This is a genomic window from Sulfidibacter corallicola (assembly GCF_017498545.1).
In the GTDB taxonomy this organism is placed as follows: Bacteria; Acidobacteriota; Holophagae; order Acanthopleuribacterales; family Acanthopleuribacteraceae; genus Sulfidibacter; species Sulfidibacter corallicola.
This window is the reverse complement of record NZ_CP071793.1, coordinates 342,809-362,076: the sequence shown is the minus strand read 5'-3', so window position 1 is coordinate 362,076 and position 19,268 is coordinate 342,809. Positions and strand designations below refer to the sequence as shown.

Annotated in this window: 10 protein-coding genes; 7 read left to right on the top strand and 3 right to left on the bottom strand. The window is 61.5% G+C overall.

Annotated elements, in window-relative coordinates; genetic code table 11:
• Positions 1-290 precede the first annotated feature (290 nt).
• A complete protein-coding gene (locus J3U87_RS01100) occupies positions 291-7,817 on the top strand; it encodes an IPTL-CTERM sorting domain-containing protein (protein WP_237381178.1) in 7,527 nt (2,508 codons plus the stop codon).
• 136 nt (positions 7,818-7,953) lie between these two features.
• Here the strand turns inward: J3U87_RS01100 and J3U87_RS01095 are convergent, their stop codons facing one another.
• Positions 7,954-8,604 carry a helix-turn-helix transcriptional regulator gene (locus tag J3U87_RS01095; RefSeq protein ID WP_237381177.1) on the bottom strand — a complete coding sequence of 217 codons (651 nt, stop codon included), beginning with the start codon at positions 8,602-8,604 and terminating at the stop codon, positions 7,954-7,956.
• On the bottom strand, positions 8,601-9,845 hold the full coding sequence (locus J3U87_RS01090; protein WP_237381176.1) for an MFS transporter: 1,245 nt from the start codon (positions 9,843-9,845) through the stop codon (positions 8,601-8,603). Before J3U87_RS01090 ends, J3U87_RS01095 begins: the two co-directional genes overlap by 4 nt.
• 205 nt (positions 9,846-10,050) lie before the next feature.
• On the opposite strand from J3U87_RS01090, the gene J3U87_RS01085 reads away from it, so the two are divergent.
• The 6 genes from J3U87_RS01085 (at position 10,051) to J3U87_RS01060 (ending at position 18,369) form a co-directional block, all read left to right on the top strand.
• Entirely contained in the window at positions 10,051-10,602 is a 552-nt protein-coding gene (locus J3U87_RS01085) for an RNA polymerase sigma factor (protein WP_237381175.1), read from the top strand.
• On the top strand, positions 10,595-11,323 hold the full coding sequence (locus J3U87_RS01080) for a hypothetical protein (protein ID WP_237381174.1): 729 nt from the start codon (positions 10,595-10,597) through the stop codon (positions 11,321-11,323). The genes J3U87_RS01085 and J3U87_RS01080 overlap by 8 nt, the downstream gene beginning before the upstream one ends.
• A gap of 126 nt (positions 11,324-11,449) precedes the next feature.
• Complete coding sequence (locus J3U87_RS01075) at positions 11,450-12,409, top strand: hypothetical protein (RefSeq protein ID WP_237381173.1); 960 nt, start codon at positions 11,450-11,452, stop codon at positions 12,407-12,409.
• Positions 12,410-12,928: 519 nt separating this feature from the next.
• Positions 12,929-16,495, top strand: coding sequence for an ATP-binding protein (locus J3U87_RS01070; RefSeq protein ID WP_237381172.1), 3,567 nt, complete (start codon positions 12,929-12,931; stop codon positions 16,493-16,495).
• A 285-nt stretch (positions 16,496-16,780) separates the two neighbouring features.
• Positions 16,781-18,031 carry a serine/threonine-protein kinase gene (locus J3U87_RS01065; RefSeq protein ID WP_237381171.1) on the top strand — a complete coding sequence of 417 codons (1,251 nt, stop codon included), beginning with the start codon at positions 16,781-16,783 and terminating at the stop codon, positions 18,029-18,031.
• Positions 18,028-18,369 (top strand): hypothetical protein, encoded by a 342-nt coding sequence (locus J3U87_RS01060; protein WP_237381170.1) that lies wholly within the window; start codon positions 18,028-18,030, stop codon positions 18,367-18,369. Before J3U87_RS01065 ends, J3U87_RS01060 begins: the two co-directional genes overlap by 4 nt.
• A 25-nt stretch (positions 18,370-18,394) precedes the next feature.
• On the opposite strand, the gene J3U87_RS01055 is transcribed toward J3U87_RS01060, so the two are convergent.
• Positions 18,395-19,030: an FFLEELY motif protein gene (locus J3U87_RS01055; protein ID WP_237381169.1), complete on the bottom strand. Its 636-nt coding sequence runs from the start codon at positions 19,028-19,030 to the stop codon at positions 18,395-18,397.
• Between the last annotated feature and the right edge of the window lie 238 nt (positions 19,031-19,268).

Here is a 19,268-nt window from a genome sequence, read left to right as displayed (position 1 = left end):
GCCGCAGCGGTTTGTCTCCAGACCATGCCCCCAACGGATCGTCGAGCCAACGCTTCCAGATCGGTCCGCTTTCGAAAAAGTCGGTAGAAAAATCTTTTCGTTATAAGGCAAAAATTCCTTTTTCACGGAGCGCGAGTTCCGAAAAGGGAAGTTGAAGATTGCCGGTCCATATAGTTGTAAGAATTACAAGATTTTTGATTTCAAATCTTTGCGGTAAACATCCGCAATCGATCGAAGGGTGCGGAACAACGGGGTTTCCCTGGGTCGGCGCTCGTGGAGAGGTACTGAAAATGAAAGCTATGATGGCAAAATGTTCCGTGATGTGGTTGATGGGAATCTTGCTGACACTCGGTGGCGGCAATGCCCTTTGGGCCCAATCCCTTTCCATGTCCTTCAGCCCGGATACCATCGCGGTCGGCGCGAACAGTCAGCTCACGTTTACCCTGGACAACCCCACGGCCAGTTCGCTGGACAATGGCGCCTTTACCCTCACCCTACCTGCCGGGGTCACGGTGTCCTCTCCGGCTATTCTCGAAAACCTTTGCAACGGCGTGATTTCCGCCACGGAAGGTGGCAATGCCATCACCTTTTCCGAGGGCCGACTCGGCGCGTTCGAAAATTGTTCGTTCTCGCTTTATGTCACCTCTACCACGCCCGGACCCGCGGCGGCGATCACCGGCGACTTCACCTCCGATGCCGGCAATCACGGCAACGCGACGGACACCCTGACTGTCGACGCCGACATTCCCCGAGTGTCCATGAGCATCTCGCCCACGACCATCCTTCCGGGCGATTCGGCCACCGTGACGTTCAACTTCGACAACTCCTTCCCCGAGGCGAACGCCAACATCACCAGCTTCTCCATCAACTTTCCCGACAATGTCGTGATCGACAACCCCACCAATCTCACCAACGACTGCACCCTTGTCATCCCCAATAATGTTACTGCGGGCTCCACCAACTTTTTTGTCTCCTTCGGCAGTCGCCTGAACGCCACCGAAACGTGCTCGTTGTCCTTCGATATCACCGCCGACACCGTCGGCACCTACGATTTCGAAACACTCTCACTGGTCACCGACTTGGGGAACAGCGGCCCGGCCGTGGCGCAACTGGTGGTTGAGCCACCACCGGCCTTCTCCAAACGGTTTCTCGGCGACCAGGTGTTTCCCGGCGACACCATCGACCTCGAATTCACGATCGACAATCGGGATCGGAACAACAGCGCCACCGGCCTGACCTTCACGGACAACCTGGATGCCACCCTGTCGGGTCTGGTCGCGACCGGCCTGCCGCTGACCGACGTGTGCGGCACGGGCTCCACGCTGAGCGGTACCTCGACCCTGACGCTCAGCGACGGGATTCTCGGCCCCACGGAGAGCTGCACCTTCACGGTCACGCTCCAGGTACCGGGGGCGGCCACACCGGGAACCTACCCGAACACGACCAGTGCCCTGACCGGCGATTCGGGGTTCAACCTGCCCGCCGCCACGGATGACCTGATCGTCACCGGCATTCCCACCATGCAGGTCAGCCTGCTGGACACGCCGCCGTTCGCCCCCGGTCAGGAAGTGACCGTTCAGGTGGTGCTGGACAACAGCATCAGCGGCCAGGCGGCGGCGGATCTCACCTACCTCATCGATCCCCGTTCGGAAATCGGGGAAGCCGTCTTCACCAACTCTGCGGCCAACGGTTTTTGTGGTGGCGGCTCCATGTCCGTCCAAAACGGAACCGGTGACGCCGGCGTCCTCCTGATTACGGGCGGCTCTCTCGCTGCCGGCGCCAACTGTACCTTCACCACCGACCTACCGCTCCCGGCCGACATCAACGGCGGCACCTACACGCTGGATATCAACGGCTACGGGGGCACCCTGGGTGGCGTCCCGTTCGCCGGCCCGAATGCCAGCGTTCAGATCGACGTGGTCGGTGCCCCCGTCATCAGCAAGTCGTTCACGGACGATCCCGTCCTGCCAGGGGGTACCGTGACCCTGGAGTACACCATTTCGCTGGATGCGGATGCCCCGGCCAGCGCCACCAACATCAGCTTCACCGACGATTTGGACAGCTTCATCTCCGGCATGACCGCCACCGGGCTGCCCCAGACCGATATCTGTGGGGCGGGCTCCTCCTTGACAGGCACCTCCACCATTTCATTCAGTGGCGGGACCCTGGCACCGGGAGACAGTTGTTCCTTCAGCGTGCAGGTCCAAGTCCCGAACGACGCGTTGCCGGGATTTCGGACCAGCACGAGCAGCAACGTCACCGCCAACGTGGCCGGCGTCGCGGTGACCGGCAATCCCGCGGCGGACTCGCTGGAAATCATCGGCCTGACCGTGGTCAAGTCCTTTACCGACGATCCGGTGGTTCCGGGTGGCACCGTCACCTTGAACTACCAGTTGACCAACAACAGCCCGGTGGCCACGGCCTCCGCCATCTCCTTTACTGAAAACTTGAACACGGTGATCCCCGGTTTGACCGTCACCAATTTGCCGCTCACCGATCCGTGCGGCGCCGGCTCATCCTTCGTCGGCATCGGGGGCGACAGTTTCATCGCGTTCGTCAATGGCTCCTTGGCGCCGGGCGCCAGTTGCAATTTCGACCTGACCGTCCTGGTTCCCGGCGATGCCACACCGGGCCAATTCGAATCCACCTCCTCGGCCATTTCGGCCAATATCGGAGGGACATCCGTCTCGCTCCCAGCCGTCATCGATTTTCTGGAGGTATTCGAACCACTTTCCATCACCAAGTCGTTCACCGACGACCCCGTCCTCGCCGGCGATACCGTGACGCTCGAGTACACGATCACCAACGACAATCCCGATTTTCCGGCGACCAACATCGCCTTCACCGACGATCTCAATGCGGCGTTGCCGGGTTTGGTGGCCACGGGACTGCCGGCCAGCAACATCTGCGGCGCGGGTTCATCGATCACGGGTACGGATTTGGTCAGCTTCACCGGCGGCACCCTGGCCGCCAACGACAGTTGTACCTTCAGCATCACGCTGCAGGTGCCGGGCGGCGTGCCCGACGCCAGTGCGATCGTCAGCACGACCAGCGATGTCACCGGCGTGATCAACGGCAACTCGGCCTCGGGCCAACCCGCCAGCGACACCCTGATCGTCGGGGTTCTCAATTTCACCAAAGCCTTCAGCGCGGAGAGCGCACCGACCGGCACGGTGACCCTCTCGTACTCGATCACCAATCCCAGCACCACCACGTCCGCCACGAGCATCCAGTTCATCGACGATCTGGACGCCGCCCTTTCGGGCCTGGTCGCCACCAACCTGCCGCTCACCGATGTGTGCGGCACGGGTTCGAGCCTGACCGGGACCTCCCTCGTCTCGCTCTCCGGCGGCATCCTGGGCCCCACCGAATCGTGCGACTTCAACATTACGGTCGAAGTCCCGGCGAGCGCCATCGCGGGCACCTACCCCAGCACCACCAGCGACATACAAGCGATCCTGGGCGGATTGAACGGCAGCAGCAGCCCGGCCACCGACAATCTGGGGATCAACCCGCCGCCCACCTTCGCCAAATCGTTTTCGCCCAACCCGATCGTCGAGGGGGGCACCAGTACCCTGACGTTCACCATCGACAACACGGCCAGCAGCATCGCCGCCTCGAGCCTGGACTTCACCGACAACCTACCCGCCGGGGTCGTGATCGCTTCGCCCGCCAATCCGGGCCTCACCTGCACCGGCGGCACGCTCACCGCGGTCGCCGGTAGCGGCACCATCAGTTACAGTGGCGGATCCGTCGGTGCCGGAGCCACCTGCACGATCACGGTCGATGTCACGGCGAACAACTTCGGCGATTACCTCAATACCAGTGGGTCCTTGACCTCCTCCTCGGGCACCAGCGGCACCGCCTCGGACACCCTTCGCGTCAATCCGCCACCCGCGTTCACCAAGAGCTTCGGGACCGACCCGATCATCATCGGCGGCACCAGCACGCTGACCTTCACCATCGACAACACCAACAGCACGGTCGACGCCACGGTCCTGAACTTCACCGACAACCTTCCGGCGGGCCTCGAGGTCGCCTCCCCCGCCAACGCCAGCACCACCTGCACCGGCGGCACCCTCACCGCGACGGCCGGCTCCGGATCGATTTCCTATGCCAACGGATCCGTGACGGCAGGCAGTACCTGCACCATCACGGTCGACGTGGTCGCCACCGCCGCCGGCAGCTTGACGAACACCACCGGAAACCTCACCTCTTCGCTGGGCGACAGCGGCACGGCCACCGACACGATCGTCGTCAACCCAACGCCGGGATTCTCCAAATCGTTCGCTCCCAACCCGTCCGCTCTGGGGGTGCCGAGCACGCTGACCTTCACCATCGACAATACCGGCAGTAGCGTCGACGCCACCGCCCTGGATTTCCTCGACAACCTGCCTGTCGGCATGGTGATCGCCTCTCCGTCCAACGCCGGTCTCACCTGTACCGGGGGGACGCTCACCGCCGTCTCCGGAACCAATAGCGTCAGCTATTCCGGCGGCTCCATCCTGGCCAGCTCGAGCTGCACGATCACGGTGGACGTGGTCACTTCCAGTTCCGGGGATTTCGCCAATACCTCGGGGAACCTGACCTCTTCGCTCGGTGACAGCGGCACCGCTTCCGACACACTCCGCGTCGAACCCGTGCCGGTCTTCGCCAAAAGCTTCTCGCCCGATTCCGTGGCCGTCGGAGAGACGACCACCTTGACCTTCGCCATCAACAACAGCGGCAGCACCTCCGCCGCGACAGGGCTCGATTTCACCGACAACCTGCCCGCGGGCATGGTGGTCGCCACGCCGTCCAACGCCAACACGACCTGCACCGGAGGGACGCTCACGGCCGTCGCCGGAAGCGGTGTCATCAGCTATAGTGGCGGCACCGCGGCAGCCGGGTCCCTGTGCAACATCACGGTCGACGTGGTCGCCACCGCCGCGGGAGATTTAAGCAACACTTCCGGGGACCTGGCCTCTTCGCTCGGCAACAGCGGACCCGCTTCCGACACCCTGCGGGCCAATCCCCAGCCCCTGTTCGGCAAGACATTCGCGCCCAACCCGATCAGCGTCGGCGGGACGACGACCCTGACCTTCACCATCGACAACACCGGCAGCACGTTGGATGCGACCGGTCTCGATTTCACCGACAACCTGCCCGCCGGGTTGACCGTCGCCTCGCCGGCCAACCCCATCGTCACCTGTTCCGGCGGAACCCTCACCGCGGTCTCGGGAACCGGTACCATCGCCTACTCGGGCGGGACCGCCAGTGCTGGAAGCACCTGTACCATCAGCGTCGACGTTACGGCGGCCAGTTCCGGATCCTTCGCGAACACCAGCGGCGACCTCACCTCGAATCTCGGCAACAGCGGCACCGCATCGGACACCCTCCAGGTCAACCCGGCGCCCGGATTCAGCAAGAGTTTCGCCCCCAACCCGGCCATCGTCGACGGCATCGTCACCCTGACCTACACCATCGACAATACGGCCAGCACAGCCGCCGCAACCGCCCTGAGCTTCACCGACGCCCTTCCGCTGGGACTCACCGTGGCGACGCCCAGCAACGCCGGCCTGACCTGCACCGGTGGGACCCTGACCGCCGTGAGCGGCTCCAGCTCCATCAGCTATGACGGCGGCACCGTGGCCGCGGGCGCCACCTGTACCATCACGGTCGACGTCACCCCGTCGGCTCCCGGCGACTACGGCAGCACCTCGGGCAACCTCACGTCTTCGCTCGGCGACAGCGGTACCGCCTCGGATGTCCTGCGCGTCAACCCGGCACCCGTGTTCAACAAGGCGTTTTCCTCGGCGAGCATTCCCGTCACCGGCACGGCCACGCTGACCTTCACCATCGACAACAGTGCCAGCACGGCCGATGCGACCGCGCTGGATTTCATCGACAATCTTCCGGTGGGCCTGGTCGTGGCGTCGCCGGCCAATGTGGTCTCCGGCTGCAGCGGCGGGATCCTGACGGCCGTGGCCGGTTCCGGCAGCATCAGCTACACGGGCGGCACCGTGGGTGCGGCCTCGAGCTGCACCATCAGCGTCGATGTCACCAGCGACACCGAGGGCGATTACGTCAACCTGACAGGGAACCTGACGTCATCGCTGGGCGACAGCGGTACGGCGACCGCCACCCTGCGGGTCAACGCCGCACCGGTCTTCACCAAGGTGTTCTCACCAGACGCCATCCTGCCTAACGAAGTCACCACCTTGACCTACACCATCGACAACAGCGCCAGCACCAAGTCCGTGGACAATCTGGCCTTCACGGACAACCTGCCGGCCAATGTGGTGATCGCGGGCACGCCGAACGTCACCAGTAGTTGCGGCGGCACGGTCACGGCCGCGGCGGGCGGCAGTACCATCACCCTCGCCGGCGGATCGGTCGGACCGGGTTCCACCTGTACCATTGCGGTCGACATCACCAGTGGCACACCCGGGACCTACACCAGCACCAGCGGCGACCTCACCTCTACGGTCGGCAACAGCGGGCAGGCGACCGACCAACTGACGGTCAACGACGGTGTCGATCTCTCGATCGCCGTAGTCGACGCACCCGATCCGGTCCCCTCCAACGATCAATTGACCTTCACGGTCACGATCACCAACAACGGGCCCTCCACCGCCCAGGGGGTCAGTCTGGCCACCACCCTGCCGGCCGCACTCACCCTGGCCAGCAGCACCGGCTGTGGCGAAGATCCCAATGGCGTACCCACCTGTTCCATCGCCGACATCCCCGCTTCTTCCAGTGTCGAGGTCACCCTGGTCACCGATGTCGACGTCGACTTCAAGGGCGACCTCACCACGCAATTCGCCGTCACGTCCACCACGCCCGAAATCAATCCGGGCGACGAGAACGCCAGCGAAACGACCCAGGTCGGTCGGGAAGCCGATCTGGCGATCACGCTTGCCGGCGACACCGAGGCCGGTCCCGGTGAGACCATCGACTTCACCGTGACCGCACGGAATCTCGGACCCAGCAATGCGCCCGACAGTCGCATTCAGGTCACCTTCGCCTCCGAGTTGACCGATGTGACCTGGACCTGCACCAGTACTCCCGGCGGCGGAACCACCTGCTCCGCTTCGGGCAGCGGCGACATCGACGACACCATCGCCATCGACGCCGACGCCACCGCAACCTATACGGTCACCGCCACCGTGCCCGTGGATTTCGTCGGCGACCTGGTCAGCGACGCGACCATCGCCACCGGACCCAACGTGGTCGACGGCGACCAGGCCAACAACAGCGACGATCTGACCACTCTGATCACCTCGCCGTCGGAAGTGAGCGGCACCCTGGAATTTGCGGGAATCGGCACGCGGGTGAAACGCCAGGGACCGGCCGTCCAAGTCGGTGACGCGGTTTCCTTCCGGGCCGTGATCAACAATTTCGGCTCGTTCCCCCAATTCGACGATCCGAATTCGGACGAATTCACCTTGCTGATCCCCGAAGGCTTGGACCTTCTGAATGCGAGCATTACCTCCGGAGACGGCGATATCGTGGTCGATCGGGATACCGACCTGGTCACCTGGAACGGTCGCATCGATATGGCGGCTCACGTGGACTTGGAAATCACCACCGAAGTGAACGGCGCGGTCGTCGGCAGGGATATCGAGGTGCAGGGCACCATTCGCTACGATTCCGACGGCGATGGCGTCAACGACACGGAGATCCTGACCGACAATCCCGGCGTGGCCGGCAGCCAGGACCCCACCCCCATCAACGTCATCATCCCGGTTCCGACCCTTTCGGCCTGGGGCTTGATTCTGTTGGTCATGGGCCTGATGGGTTTCGGCCTCCACCTGCGCCGTCGCGTGGCTCGCTGAACAAAAAAAGCCCACGGCCGGGTATCGTGGCCGTGGGCGACACAGGCCCGGTGATTCCTCACCTGGGAATTGCGGTTTTCTTGGGTCGAATGGCTTGGGAATGGCTTCGGCAATGCCTCGCAAGCGGAATCGGGGATCAAACCACCATCGGCTCGACCACGGGAGGTCGCGCCAAAATGCGGTAGGCACAGCGGCGATCTCCCTCTTGGATGAAGGACACACGTTGAACCTCGGCGTCCAACACCCTCTGAAAAATCGCCAGCTCGGAACGGCAGAACCCCTGGCAAAAGGCCGCCGCGGCGCAGATGGGACAGTGATTCTCGACCAACAGCCAGGAGCCGTCCGCTTCGGTGAGGGCCTCGGCCATGTAGCCTTCGGCCGATCGAAGCTCGGCCAGCCGGCGGACTCGATCGCCCAAGTCGGACACCGCCGAGAGCGCATCCCGGTATAGCTGCTCCGTTTCGATTTCGCGCATGGCGATGAGACGCTCCAGGCCCTCGTCGCCGAACAAAGTCTTCACCTGCTGGAGCAGGGACAGGGTCAGATCGGCGTGGCGGTCCGGGAAACGGGCGTTGCCGCGATCGGTCAAGGCCCAGTACTGTCGCGGGCGACCGACGGATTCGGCGCGCTCGTAACTCTCCACGAGCCCTTCGCCCTCCATCCGTTTCACATGCTGGCGCGCGCCCATCGGGGTCATGTCCAGATCCTCGGCGAGCGCGAGCACCGTCTGCGGTCCCCGTGTCTTCAATAAATAAAGGATGCGGTCGGCACTCTGTTGCTTTTTCATGGCTGAACTCCGTCAGCGGTCATCGGCTCCGAAGCGGTCGCTCCGAAGCGATCGAGGCACAGGAACGCGGAGGACATGGCGATCGCCCCCAACCACAGGGCCAGGTTGGTGCTGAGCAGGGCCACGGCACTTCCAAGTATGGAAACGATGACGTTCGTGAAACAGAAGATCGTGGTCTGTAAACCCATGACCCGACCTTCGCCCAAATGTCCGTAGTTCTCGCTGAGGTGCGCGGGGACCACCCCGTTGCCGAGGGCGTTGCCCGCCCCGATCAACATGAAGATCGGATAGATCCAGAAGGCGTTTGACAGGGGTTGAATGAAGAACAGCATGCCCAAGGCCAGACTGGTGACCACCAGGGTGCGCCGTTGACCCAGGCGATTGGCCACCCTGGATGCGGCGACCACACTGGTCACGATCATCGCCGCGGTAAGGGACACGGTGCCCCAGGCGATGACCCGACTGTCCGCCCCCAATTTTTCCACGAACCAAACCGGGTAGAACTCATAGAACATGTTCATGCCCACCGTATAGGCAAAGTAATAGCGGAAAATGGGTCGAATTTCCTTGTGCGCCAGCAGTCCCACCGAATTATCCCGGACCATGGATTGCCAGAGTCCGGGCTGGTCGTCCACCTGGGCTTCGCGGTCGTTGCCCTCGATCGCAAAGGCCACCACGACCCCGCCCAAGATCACCGCCACGGCGCCGGCCAGGAAGGGTGCTTCGGCCCCGTAGACCATCAGGTAGCCACCGGTGAGCGGTCCGACCAGCCAACCGGCGTAAATGGTGGCGAACACCATCGAAATCGCCTTGGTGCGATCGATGTGGGGATGCAGTTCGGCGGCGAGCGCCCTGGCGATGGAGATGTTCCCCTCGCAGACGCCGGTCGCCCAGCGGGCCAACAGGAACAAGGGATAGGACTCGATGACGACCGCGACCACGGTCAAGGCATAACCCAGCGCGCTGCCGCCCAGGGTGATCAACAAAATACGGCGGCGGCCATAACGATCGGAAAGGGCGCCCACGAAGCTGCTACCCAGGAGGATGCCGAGCGGGTAGATGCCGAGCGCGATACCCAGAAGGAGCTTGGGGGGAAGGTTGAAAAAGCTGGTGAGGGCATTGGGTTCGCCCTCCAGGAAGTAGGGAGCGAGCACGGGATAGGGCAAGGCGATGCCGGCCGTTCCCAAAAAGGAGATCAACATGACGGCAAACAACACGAACCAGGCACGACGAGAAGTCATGGCACCCTCCATATACAAAGTTTTCACTTTGCATATTAGAAACCGAAATCCAATTTGTAAAGTTTTTTGTTTATTTATTTCAATCTTTCCTCGTGCCTCCTCCCCAGGACCCGCTCGGCCCTTCTTTTTCCACTTTTTTTGGATTGTGGCAAACTATTTCTCGTATCGCTTCGACTCAACAGGTGACAAGACGGCGGGAGCACTGATGTTCGGCAAACCATCTTCCGATTTGACCCTGGTCAAGCGCGCCCTCAAGGGAAAGGCCGATGCCTGGGACAAGCTGATTCGACGCTACGAACCCAAAATATTCAACTTCGCCTTGCGCATGACCGGGAACCACGAAGATGCGCGGGATTTGATGCAGGAAGTCTTCATCGCCGTCTATCGGAACCTGGAGAGTTACGGTCAGAAAGCGGCATTCTCGTCATGGATCTTCACCATCGCCTCCCGGCGCGCCACCGACTTCTACCGCCGCCGCAAACCGGTGGACCCCATGGGCGAAGGCGACGCCGACCTGAAGGACGATCGTTTCGACCCCCACGACGATCTGCTGCGATACGAAAGCAATCGCGAAATCCAACACCTGCTGCGCCAGCTCTCGCCGGATCAGCGGATGGTGGTGGAACTGAAAATTTTCCAAGAGATGACATTCGAAGAAATGGCCAACAGTGTGGATATACCGATCAACACCTTGAAGTCGCGGTTCTACGGAGCTCTGCGCAAGTTAAAGTCTCTTCCGGAGGTGTGTCGTGCGTGACAAGGAAATCAAAGACCTGATCGAAGCCAAGAAGAACGCCGCCGGCAATGCCGATCAAGTCGACCTGGAACACGTCGTGGACACTCTGGAGGCGGCCGCGGCCAGGTGGCGCGACGAGCCGGTTCCCGACTGGGATCGCGTCCCCCTGGCCACCCCGGTCGCCCAGCCCGGCCGTTTCCGGTGGGCAGCCATGTGGATTCCCAGTGCGGCCTGCCTCGTCATGCTGGCACTGCTCACCCTGCGCACGGAAATCAGCAGCGGCCCCGATGGATGGACCATCCGGTTCGGCACGCCGTCGAGCCAGGAGGGTCCGCAATCGCCCGGCACCGGCGAAGCACCGACCTACGTCACCGCGGATGCGCACAAAGAAGCGCTGGCGGATATGGAAACGCATTTGCGTCAAGAGTTCGTCGCGTATGTCGATCAAAAGGTCGACGAGCTACGTCACGACACGCGCCGAGATTTTCAGGAAACCTTGACGCAGTTCCAAACGGACCAGGAATTGTATTTGAGCAATCTGACCATGAGCCAGAACCTTCGGCACACTTCGGATCGCAAACGCGATCTGGATCTGCTGGATACCAAATGGCAGACCCAGAGGCTCCGCGATTTGGATATCATCGAGGATCGCATCCGCTACCTGTTGGACCAGCAGTCGGCGAATACCTCGACCCTCTACAGCCTGGCCACGGCGGTAAAGCGCAAACGTCCTTCCGATTGATAAGCTTCGGCCACCCCGTCGACTCCGGTCGCCCCGATCAACCCAACGACCGCGAGCACGGACCCCCAATCATCGCTGCCGAAAGCGAGCCCGTCGACATCGAGATTCAGTACCCAAGGAGATCCCATGAGAAAAGCAATCTGCTATATGAGCGTTCTGTTGCTTCATTTGGGCCTGTGGCACCAGGTCCAAGCCCAAGACATGAACAAATTGGCGAAAGACATTCGCATCCTGGAGCGCATTTTGAAAGCGTCGCTGGGCGACGATAACGACGATCACCGCCGGCACGGGCGCCACAACATCAGACCGCACGACATCGGCACCTCCTATCTGCGCGGCCAGGGCGTGGTTCTGCTTTTCGAAATGGGATTCGGCCACGAATTCTCGCACCTTTCTCATGTGGGCCAGTACAACTTCGACCTCCATGTCCCGCCGATCCCCCCGATCGTGATCGACCCGTCGCTCGCCGATGACGAAGAGGCGCGCGAGCAGTACGAGGAAGTGGTCGAGAGCTATCAGGAAATGATCGAAGAAATGGCCGAAAACGCGGCCGATGCGATCGAAGAGGCCACGGACGCCCTGATGGAGGTCGAGAGTTTCTCCGCCTCGCGGGAAATCGCGAAAGAGATGAGACGGATGCGCGAAGAACAACGTCGCGCGGTTCATGAGATTCGCCGCAAATCCCTGGAAACCAGGCGCCAGCTTTTGAAGAAAAAGGAATTCACGCCTGAGGAACAAGCCAAATTGACCGCCGAATTGGAAGAATACAAGACCAAGATCGAAGCGAGCACCAAAGCCTACTACGAGAAGGCCGAAGCGATTCGATCCGCACAGACCAAGGAATGGGACCAGGAGTTCGGCAAGTTCGAAAAATCGCTGGTCGAGGCCATCTGCGAGTACGGTGCCTCCGTGAGGCTTCCCGAAGGAGAACACCTGACGATCATTCTGCTTCGCGGCGGCGGTCCTACCGCGGCCGGTCACGATCGAATCTACGTCTTCAAAAAGGCCGACCTGCAGGCGTGCCGCAACGGGAACTTCAATGCGGAAGAGCTCCTGAAGCGCAGCCGACCCTATACCTTCGAGTGATCGCAATCTCCCGATCCGGTGGCGGAACCCAGCGGTGCGACACCCGCGATTCCGCCACTAAACCTCGATAAACGTTCAGCGTAGGGTACCTCGATTACCGTCGTGTTTCTTCTATCGCTCACCACACCTTCTACCACCACACCAGTCCTGAAGGGACACGACGGTTCTTCTTTCGTTCGCCATCTAAACCTCCCGGCAGAGGAAGGTGGTTTTTCTCCCAGCCGGCGAAACGGTTTCGTGACGTGCCCGTTTCGCCGGCTTTTTTCGTGTCGCCAGGCCGCGGTTCCCACTCGAGGTCCCGCCGGCACGCGACGCCACGAATCTCGGGAACCCGAAATTCAGCTCTCGGACAATTTTGTCGATGACGCACTAAGATATGCGGCTTCTTCCTCGCGACAACGGTGGTCCTTTTCGACGTGGCGGACCAGCCGACGGCAATCACCGACACGATGACCGACGACCCGCGAACTCTCGCGGTCCCGGCATCCCTTCGCGGTTCCGCATCGATCGAGAGCGTGCATGACCCAGCCAGCAGCCCCCAACTCCGGCGATTCCCTTTTCAGGAAGAATGCGATCACGGCGTCGAGCTACGTGGTGGCCGCCTGGTTCGGTCTGCAAACGGTCGTCCCTCCGGGGTACGCCTGCGCCATCTGGCCGCCCGCCGGTGTCGCCCTCGCCCTGATCCTCCTCTGGGGCCCGAGAATCGTCCCCGGTCTACTCATCGGCTCCATGGCGGCCAACAGCCTGTTGAGCGTCGATCCCGCCAACCTGCTGCTCGGTCTTTCCCATTGGCTGGTTCCCGCCGGCATCGCGGTCGGCGTGACGGCCCAAGCCTGGCTGGGGCATTGGCTGATCCACCGAGTCACGCGTGCTCCCTGGACGCTCGACACCCTGGATCAAATTTTTGCGGTCTCCCTGCTCGGCGGACCGATCGCCTGTCTCACCGCATCCCTGTCCAGCAATTTGGTGTTTCTGTTCTTCGGTCGCATCGCCCCCGAGGGGCTTCCCTACAGTATGTTCACCTGGTGGATCGGCGACTCGATCGGCGTGCTCACCCTGACCCCACTGTTGTTGATTTTCGCAGGTGAAAAGAGCGCCAGGGCCAGGCACCGCACCATTCAGGTGGGTCTGCCCCTGTTGGCCATTACCCTGGCCGTATTCGCCACGGTCCAGTTGGTCGAACGCTGGAACCACAAGAACCTCCGGTTCGCGCTGGATCACGACCACGAACTGGCGGTTCAGGGCGTGTCCTCCAAAATTCGCGAGAGCGAGAAAGCACTTTCGATTCTGGAACAGCTCTTTCTGGATTCGGATCAAGTGAGTCGACCGACATTCGAGCGCTTCGGCACGGCCCTGATTCGCGAGTTCCCCAACATCACTCGATTGATCTGGGCCCCGCGGATCGCTCGGGCCCAAATACCGGAATTCCTCGAACAGATGCGGCAGACCGGATACCCGGAATCTTCGATCGAACGCACGGGAGCGGCGCAGACCGGGACCCACGGGAGCTTTCTCCCGATCACCTACCTCGTCCCGAACGTGGATCTCGAAGCGACGATCGGGATCGACGTAGCCGACATTCCCCAATGGCGGGACGCCCTGGCCTACGCCGCCAGCCGCCGCGACACGGGACTCGACCACATTCAGGCCGTGCCGCGATTGCACGATCAAGCACCCACCTTTCCCCTCGTGCGGCCGGTCTCTCGCGAGTCGGGCGGGATTCGCGGTTTTCTCATCGCCGTATCCACGGCCGAGGAATTTCTCGGTGCGGGCGATCGCTATCTGGACCGCGATGCCTTCCTCTTCTCGATTTCCGAAAAATTCTCCGAAAACCCTTTCTTCATGTCGCGCGGCACCGAGGGCATCACACCCGAATTCGGCCCGTTTCCTTGGGGGCTGTCCCGGGAAAGTGATTTTCGGCTGGGCGGACAGACCTGGGTGCTGCGATCGGGATTCCCGAAGAGTTTCATTCAGGCGCGAACCCGGGCGGACAGTTGGGTCATTCTCACGGGTGGTTTCCTGTTCTCGAGCCTGTTTTCGCTGTTCGTGCTGATGATCACCGGGCAGAACCATTTGATCAAACGCACGGTGGAGGAGAAGACGGTCGACCTGACCGAGGCCTACGAACGCCTCCGCGACAGCGAGAACTTCCTGAACCTGCTGGTGGAAACGCTGCCCGTAACCCTGGTGGTCAAGGACGCACGAGACCTGCGCTTCGTGCGCATCAACCGCGCCGCCGAGGAGACCCTGGGTTGGAGCCGGGGACACATTCTCGGCAAGACCGCCCACGATCTGCTGAATCCCACCCTCGCGGAAATCTCCCGGCGGAGCGATGAAGAAGCGATGCGGAAACCGGGGCAGTTGCTGCTGCCAAAGGTCGCGATTCCCGGATCATCCGGACTCACCTGGCTGCGCACCATCAAGGTGGCGGTCCGTGACAAGCAAGGCGACCCCCGCTACATCCTGACCGTGGGCCAGGACATCACCGCCCAGGAAGCCGCTCGCGAGGATCTGAACACCATCTTCCGGGCCTTTCCCGATCTGTATTTCTGGATCGACCACCACGGCAGGATTTTGGGTAGCCACAGCGTGGAACGATACATGTTCCGACACGAAAAGGCCGATCTCGAGGGTCGACCGATTCGCGAGATCTTCCCAAAGGAAACCGGCGTCCGATTGCAGGAGGCGATCGCCCAGATCGCCTCGGACAACAGCCCGAAGAAGATCGAATTCGAATGGCCGGAAACCGATGCGGCCCATCGCTATTTCGAGGCTCGCATTTTCCCCATTTCGGACGAGCGGATCTTGATCATCGTCCGCAACATCACCGAAACCAAGACCATCCAACTCGATTTGGAGGAAGCCCTCAAAAAGGCGGAGGCGGCCAACCGCGCCAAGAGCGAATTCGTGGCGAACATGAGTCACGAAATCCGCACGCCGATCAACGCCATCATCGGCATGACCGAGCTGGTGTTGGACACGCACCTGGAGGAAGAACAGCGAGGCCAATTGGAAATCGTGGCCGAAAGTGCGGATTCCCTGCTCCATCTGCTCAACGACATTCTGGATTACGCCAAAATCGAAGCGGGCAAGCTGGATCTCGACCGGGTGCCCTTCGATTTTCACGAGCGATTGCAAAGTGTCGTGAAGATGCACGAGCAACGCACTCGCCAGAAGAACCTCAACCTGGATTTGGAGATCGACGCCGCGGTTCCTCGATTCCTGGTGGGCGATCCCAATCGTTTCCGCCAGGTAATGGTGAACCTGATCGGCAACGCCATCAAGTTCACCCAGGTGGGCGGGATCCGGGTCACGGCCCGGCTCCTGAAGGAAGCGGAGAAGCAGGTGGTCCTGTCCCTGAGCGTGATCGACAGCGGCATCGGCATTCCTGCCGAGAAACAGGAACGCATTTTCGAAGCCTTCTCCCAGGCGGACGGCAGCACCACGCGGCTTTACGGCGGCACCGGGCTGGGACTCACCATTTCCACCAATCTGGTCCACATGATGGGCGGCGCCATCCACTTGGAAAGCGAGCCCGGCCGCGGCAGCCAATTTCGGTTCACCATCACTTGCGAGCGAACGGAATCACTCCCGGAGCGCGATCGGACTCTGCCTCCGGCGAGCGATTCGGTCGGTCGCAAAACCCGACGGGTTCCGGCCCTGGACATCCTGGTCGCCGAAGACAACAAGGTCAATCAAGCCCTGATTCGGCGCATTCTCACCAAGCTGGGTCACCGGGTCATCATCGCCGAGAACGGAAAAAAGGCGTTGGCCCTGTTTCTCGAAAAGCCCTTTCACATGATCTTCATGGACATCCAAATGCCGGTGCTCGACGGCTACCAGGCCACGGCGGCCATTCGCTCCATGGAGGACGAAACCGCGGAACCGGTCCCCATCATCGCGGTTACGGCGAACGCCATGCAGGGCGACAGTGAACGATGCCTGGAGGCGGGCATGGACGGCTATCTTTCGAAACCGTTCAAACAGGATCAAATCCAGGCGACGATCGCCGCCCACTGGCGTGGACCGAATCACCAGGCACGGGGTGGGCGGGCCGCCGGCACCCCGCCGTCGATTCCATCCTGACTCCCGGCAAGCCTTGATTCAAAAAGGGCTTGGAATCCATCGACCGGCAAGTTCTATAGGGTTGCTTCAGTCCGTTTTTTGAGTCATGCTTTAATCAACGGGCCGATCGAAAGAGCGGTTCGGCGACACCTCGAATCGGTAAGAAACCGGGTTCGACAGGTCTCCATCATCTCGAACCGTTGCTCGAGATCACCTGGCCCATTCGCGATGCTTCTCGCGCCCAACAGTGAGAAGAGGTCGATCCCAGCCACGAACCAACCGATCACCTCGCAGGGAGTTGCGATCATGGCGTTTTCCCTTCGCGTTTCCAACCTGGTGCGTAAATTTCAAGACCTCGCGTCCGGCGGAAAAGATCCGCTGATCGGCCTGGTCCTGGGTCCTCCGGGCCAGGAAGTGAAAATCGTGGAGCAACTCGGCACCGGCACCATGGGTCGGGTCTACAAGGCCTGTCAGGGTTCGCTGCAACGCCCCGTCGCCGTCAAGTTCCTGGCTCGCGCCTACAAGAGCGACGATCCCGATTCCTCCAAACGCTTCTACAACGAAGCGCGTGCGGTCGCCCAGTTGCGCAGCCCCCACATCGTCCAGGTCCACTACGTGGGTCACTACGACGACCTGCCGTATCTCGTGATGGAGTACATCGACGGCGTCAACCTGGAACAGTTCCTCCACTACCGCGAGCGCCTGGAGCCGGGCGACGCCCTGAACATCGTGCGCCAGGTGCTCAAGGGACTGGCGCAGGCCCACGAACGCGGCAAGCTCCATCGCGACATCAAACCGGCCAACATCATGGTTTCCAATTCGGGCACCGTGGTCGTCCTGGATTTCGGACTGGTTCGAGATTCCGCCGGCAGCCGCGTCACCCTCGAGGACGAAATTCTCGGAACACCCCTCTATGTCTCCCCGGAACAAATCGAAGGCGAACTCATCGATTGCCGCACGGATATCTATGCGGTCGGCATCATCCTCTACGAATTACTGACCGGCTCCCCTCCTTTCGATGGTCGCGACTACATCTCGGTCCTGCGCAAACACGTCGAAGAGCCACTGCCGGATCCCACCAAGTTCGACGTTCACATCGACCCCTGCCTGATGCACCTGCTCGACCGCATGACCGCCAAGAACCCCGAGGACCGCTACTCCTCGGCGCGCGAGGCCATCATCGACATCGACGATTACCTGAACCGGCTGGCCAAAGGGGCCCCCTGCCCACAACATCTGTGTCGCCCCAAGCCGCATCTGGGCGTGGCCATCAATCACAAGGGAAGAGTGGTGGCGCAACTGGGTGCCATCGGCACCAGGGTGCCGCGCTCCCTGCATTTGCTCAACAGCATCATTCCGGAATTGAAGGCCTTGGAAAACTTGGGCGAATTCAATCGCGGGACCATCGGATCCCGGACCGAACGCCTGTTGGTGTTCCCTCACGGTAGCGGCCTGGCGGCTCTTGCCGGCGACGACACGGATGAACTGAAAGAATTGGAAACCCTCGAATGTGAGGCCCTTGCCGAGTGTTTCGAAGGAGAGGAGACTCGGCCGTGATGAATCTGGAAGATTTCGAAGGCATCGAGGGTTGTCGCTGGGCCGCCCTGACGTCGGACGCCGGTCAAGTTCAGTTCAGCGAGCACGCACCGCCCGAAGCCGCCAAGAAGGTTTCCTTGATCGGCAAGGTCCTGGCCGGCACGCCGGTCCACATGGAAACCGCCAATCTGGCCTTCGACCGCGGTCGCGTCCTGGTGCGCCGCAATCCACCGCGCACCTTGATGCTTTTCTGCGACCTGGAGGTCAACACCGCGATGGTCGACGTGGTCGCACGAGAGTTGAACCTGCCCCTGGAAGTCACGCTGGACGCCTCGAGCGAACCGCTGACAAAATCATAGTCGCCGACGACACATTCCGGCCGGATCAGGAACGGTTCGCACCCTTTTCGAAAATCCGCTGCAGCCGCTCCATTTCACGCCGTTCGACGGCCTCCGCCAGGGGCCGCACGCTCGAGAGCCGATGCAGGGCCTGGTAACCCCGCCACAGAAACCCGGTCACCTGATCGTCGCCGCGAAGCCGATGGAACTTGTGAAGTGCGTGAAGGCCGACGCCGATCCCGAAACGCCGAAAGATTTTGTGGGTCAGGAACAGATTCTCCACCAACATTCGAATCTGGCGTTCCCGCCGATCCCGTTCTCCCATGTGGCGGTAGGCCCGTTCGTAGGCCTGCATGTCGAATCCGGGCGCAATGTCCAAATCGATCAGGGCGCGAACACACAAGAGATCCAGCTCCACCGTAAGCTTCTGCAAATCGATCACTTGCCGCATACAGCGCACGATGTCGCCACCCAATACCCGGCTGATGTTGGCGTAGAAGGATTCGAACGCCCGGTCGCGCCGACGGGTATCCTCGGTGTGGTACACCTCTCCGAAGAAGAAATCGCAGGTGGCGCGGTACCCGGGCTTTTCGGCGAAGTCGCGGTAGGTATCCCACAGTCGTGCCGACTGGAGGGCTTTCAGCTCGGCGAAACGTGGATCTTCTGCTGGGTCGGCGCTCAAGAATGACTCCCCTTTTCAAGCTCGCGCCCAAATCTTACCGCATCGACGGCAGGAATCCAGAAAGGGCTCGGGACGGGCCGCTCGAAACACCGCCCATCGGGCCCATCTCGGGGCTGCCCATCGGCCTTCGCGCGACCGCCCTGCTTTCACCGGACGGCGCGACCTCTTTGGTTGCTCGGGCATCGCTTACGTGTTACTTTTGCCGTGATCATCCCACCCTAGGAGAATTTTTCTCACC

Bases quoted from the DNA above. Each gene is read 5' to 3' on its own strand.
- J3U87_RS01090 (WP_237381176.1), bottom strand. From the start codon at position 9,845: ATGACTTCTCGTCGTGCCTGGTTCGTGTTGTTTGCCGTCATGTTGATC.
- J3U87_RS01085 (WP_237381175.1), top strand. From the start codon at position 10,051: ATGTTCGGCAAACCATCTTCCGATTTGACCCTGGTCAAGCGCGCCCTC.
- J3U87_RS01100 (WP_237381178.1), top strand. From the start codon at position 291: ATGAAAGCTATGATGGCAAAATGTTCCGTGATGTGGTTGATGGGAATC.
- J3U87_RS01065 (WP_237381171.1), top strand. From the start codon at position 16,781: ATGGCGTTTTCCCTTCGCGTTTCCAACCTGGTGCGTAAATTTCAAGAC.
- J3U87_RS01095 (WP_237381177.1), bottom strand. From the start codon at position 8,604: ATGAAAAAGCAACAGAGTGCCGACCGCATCCTTTATTTATTGAAGACA.
- J3U87_RS01075 (WP_237381173.1), top strand. From the start codon at position 11,450: ATGAGAAAAGCAATCTGCTATATGAGCGTTCTGTTGCTTCATTTGGGC.
- J3U87_RS01070 (WP_237381172.1), top strand. From the start codon at position 12,929: ATGACCCAGCCAGCAGCCCCCAACTCCGGCGATTCCCTTTTCAGGAAG.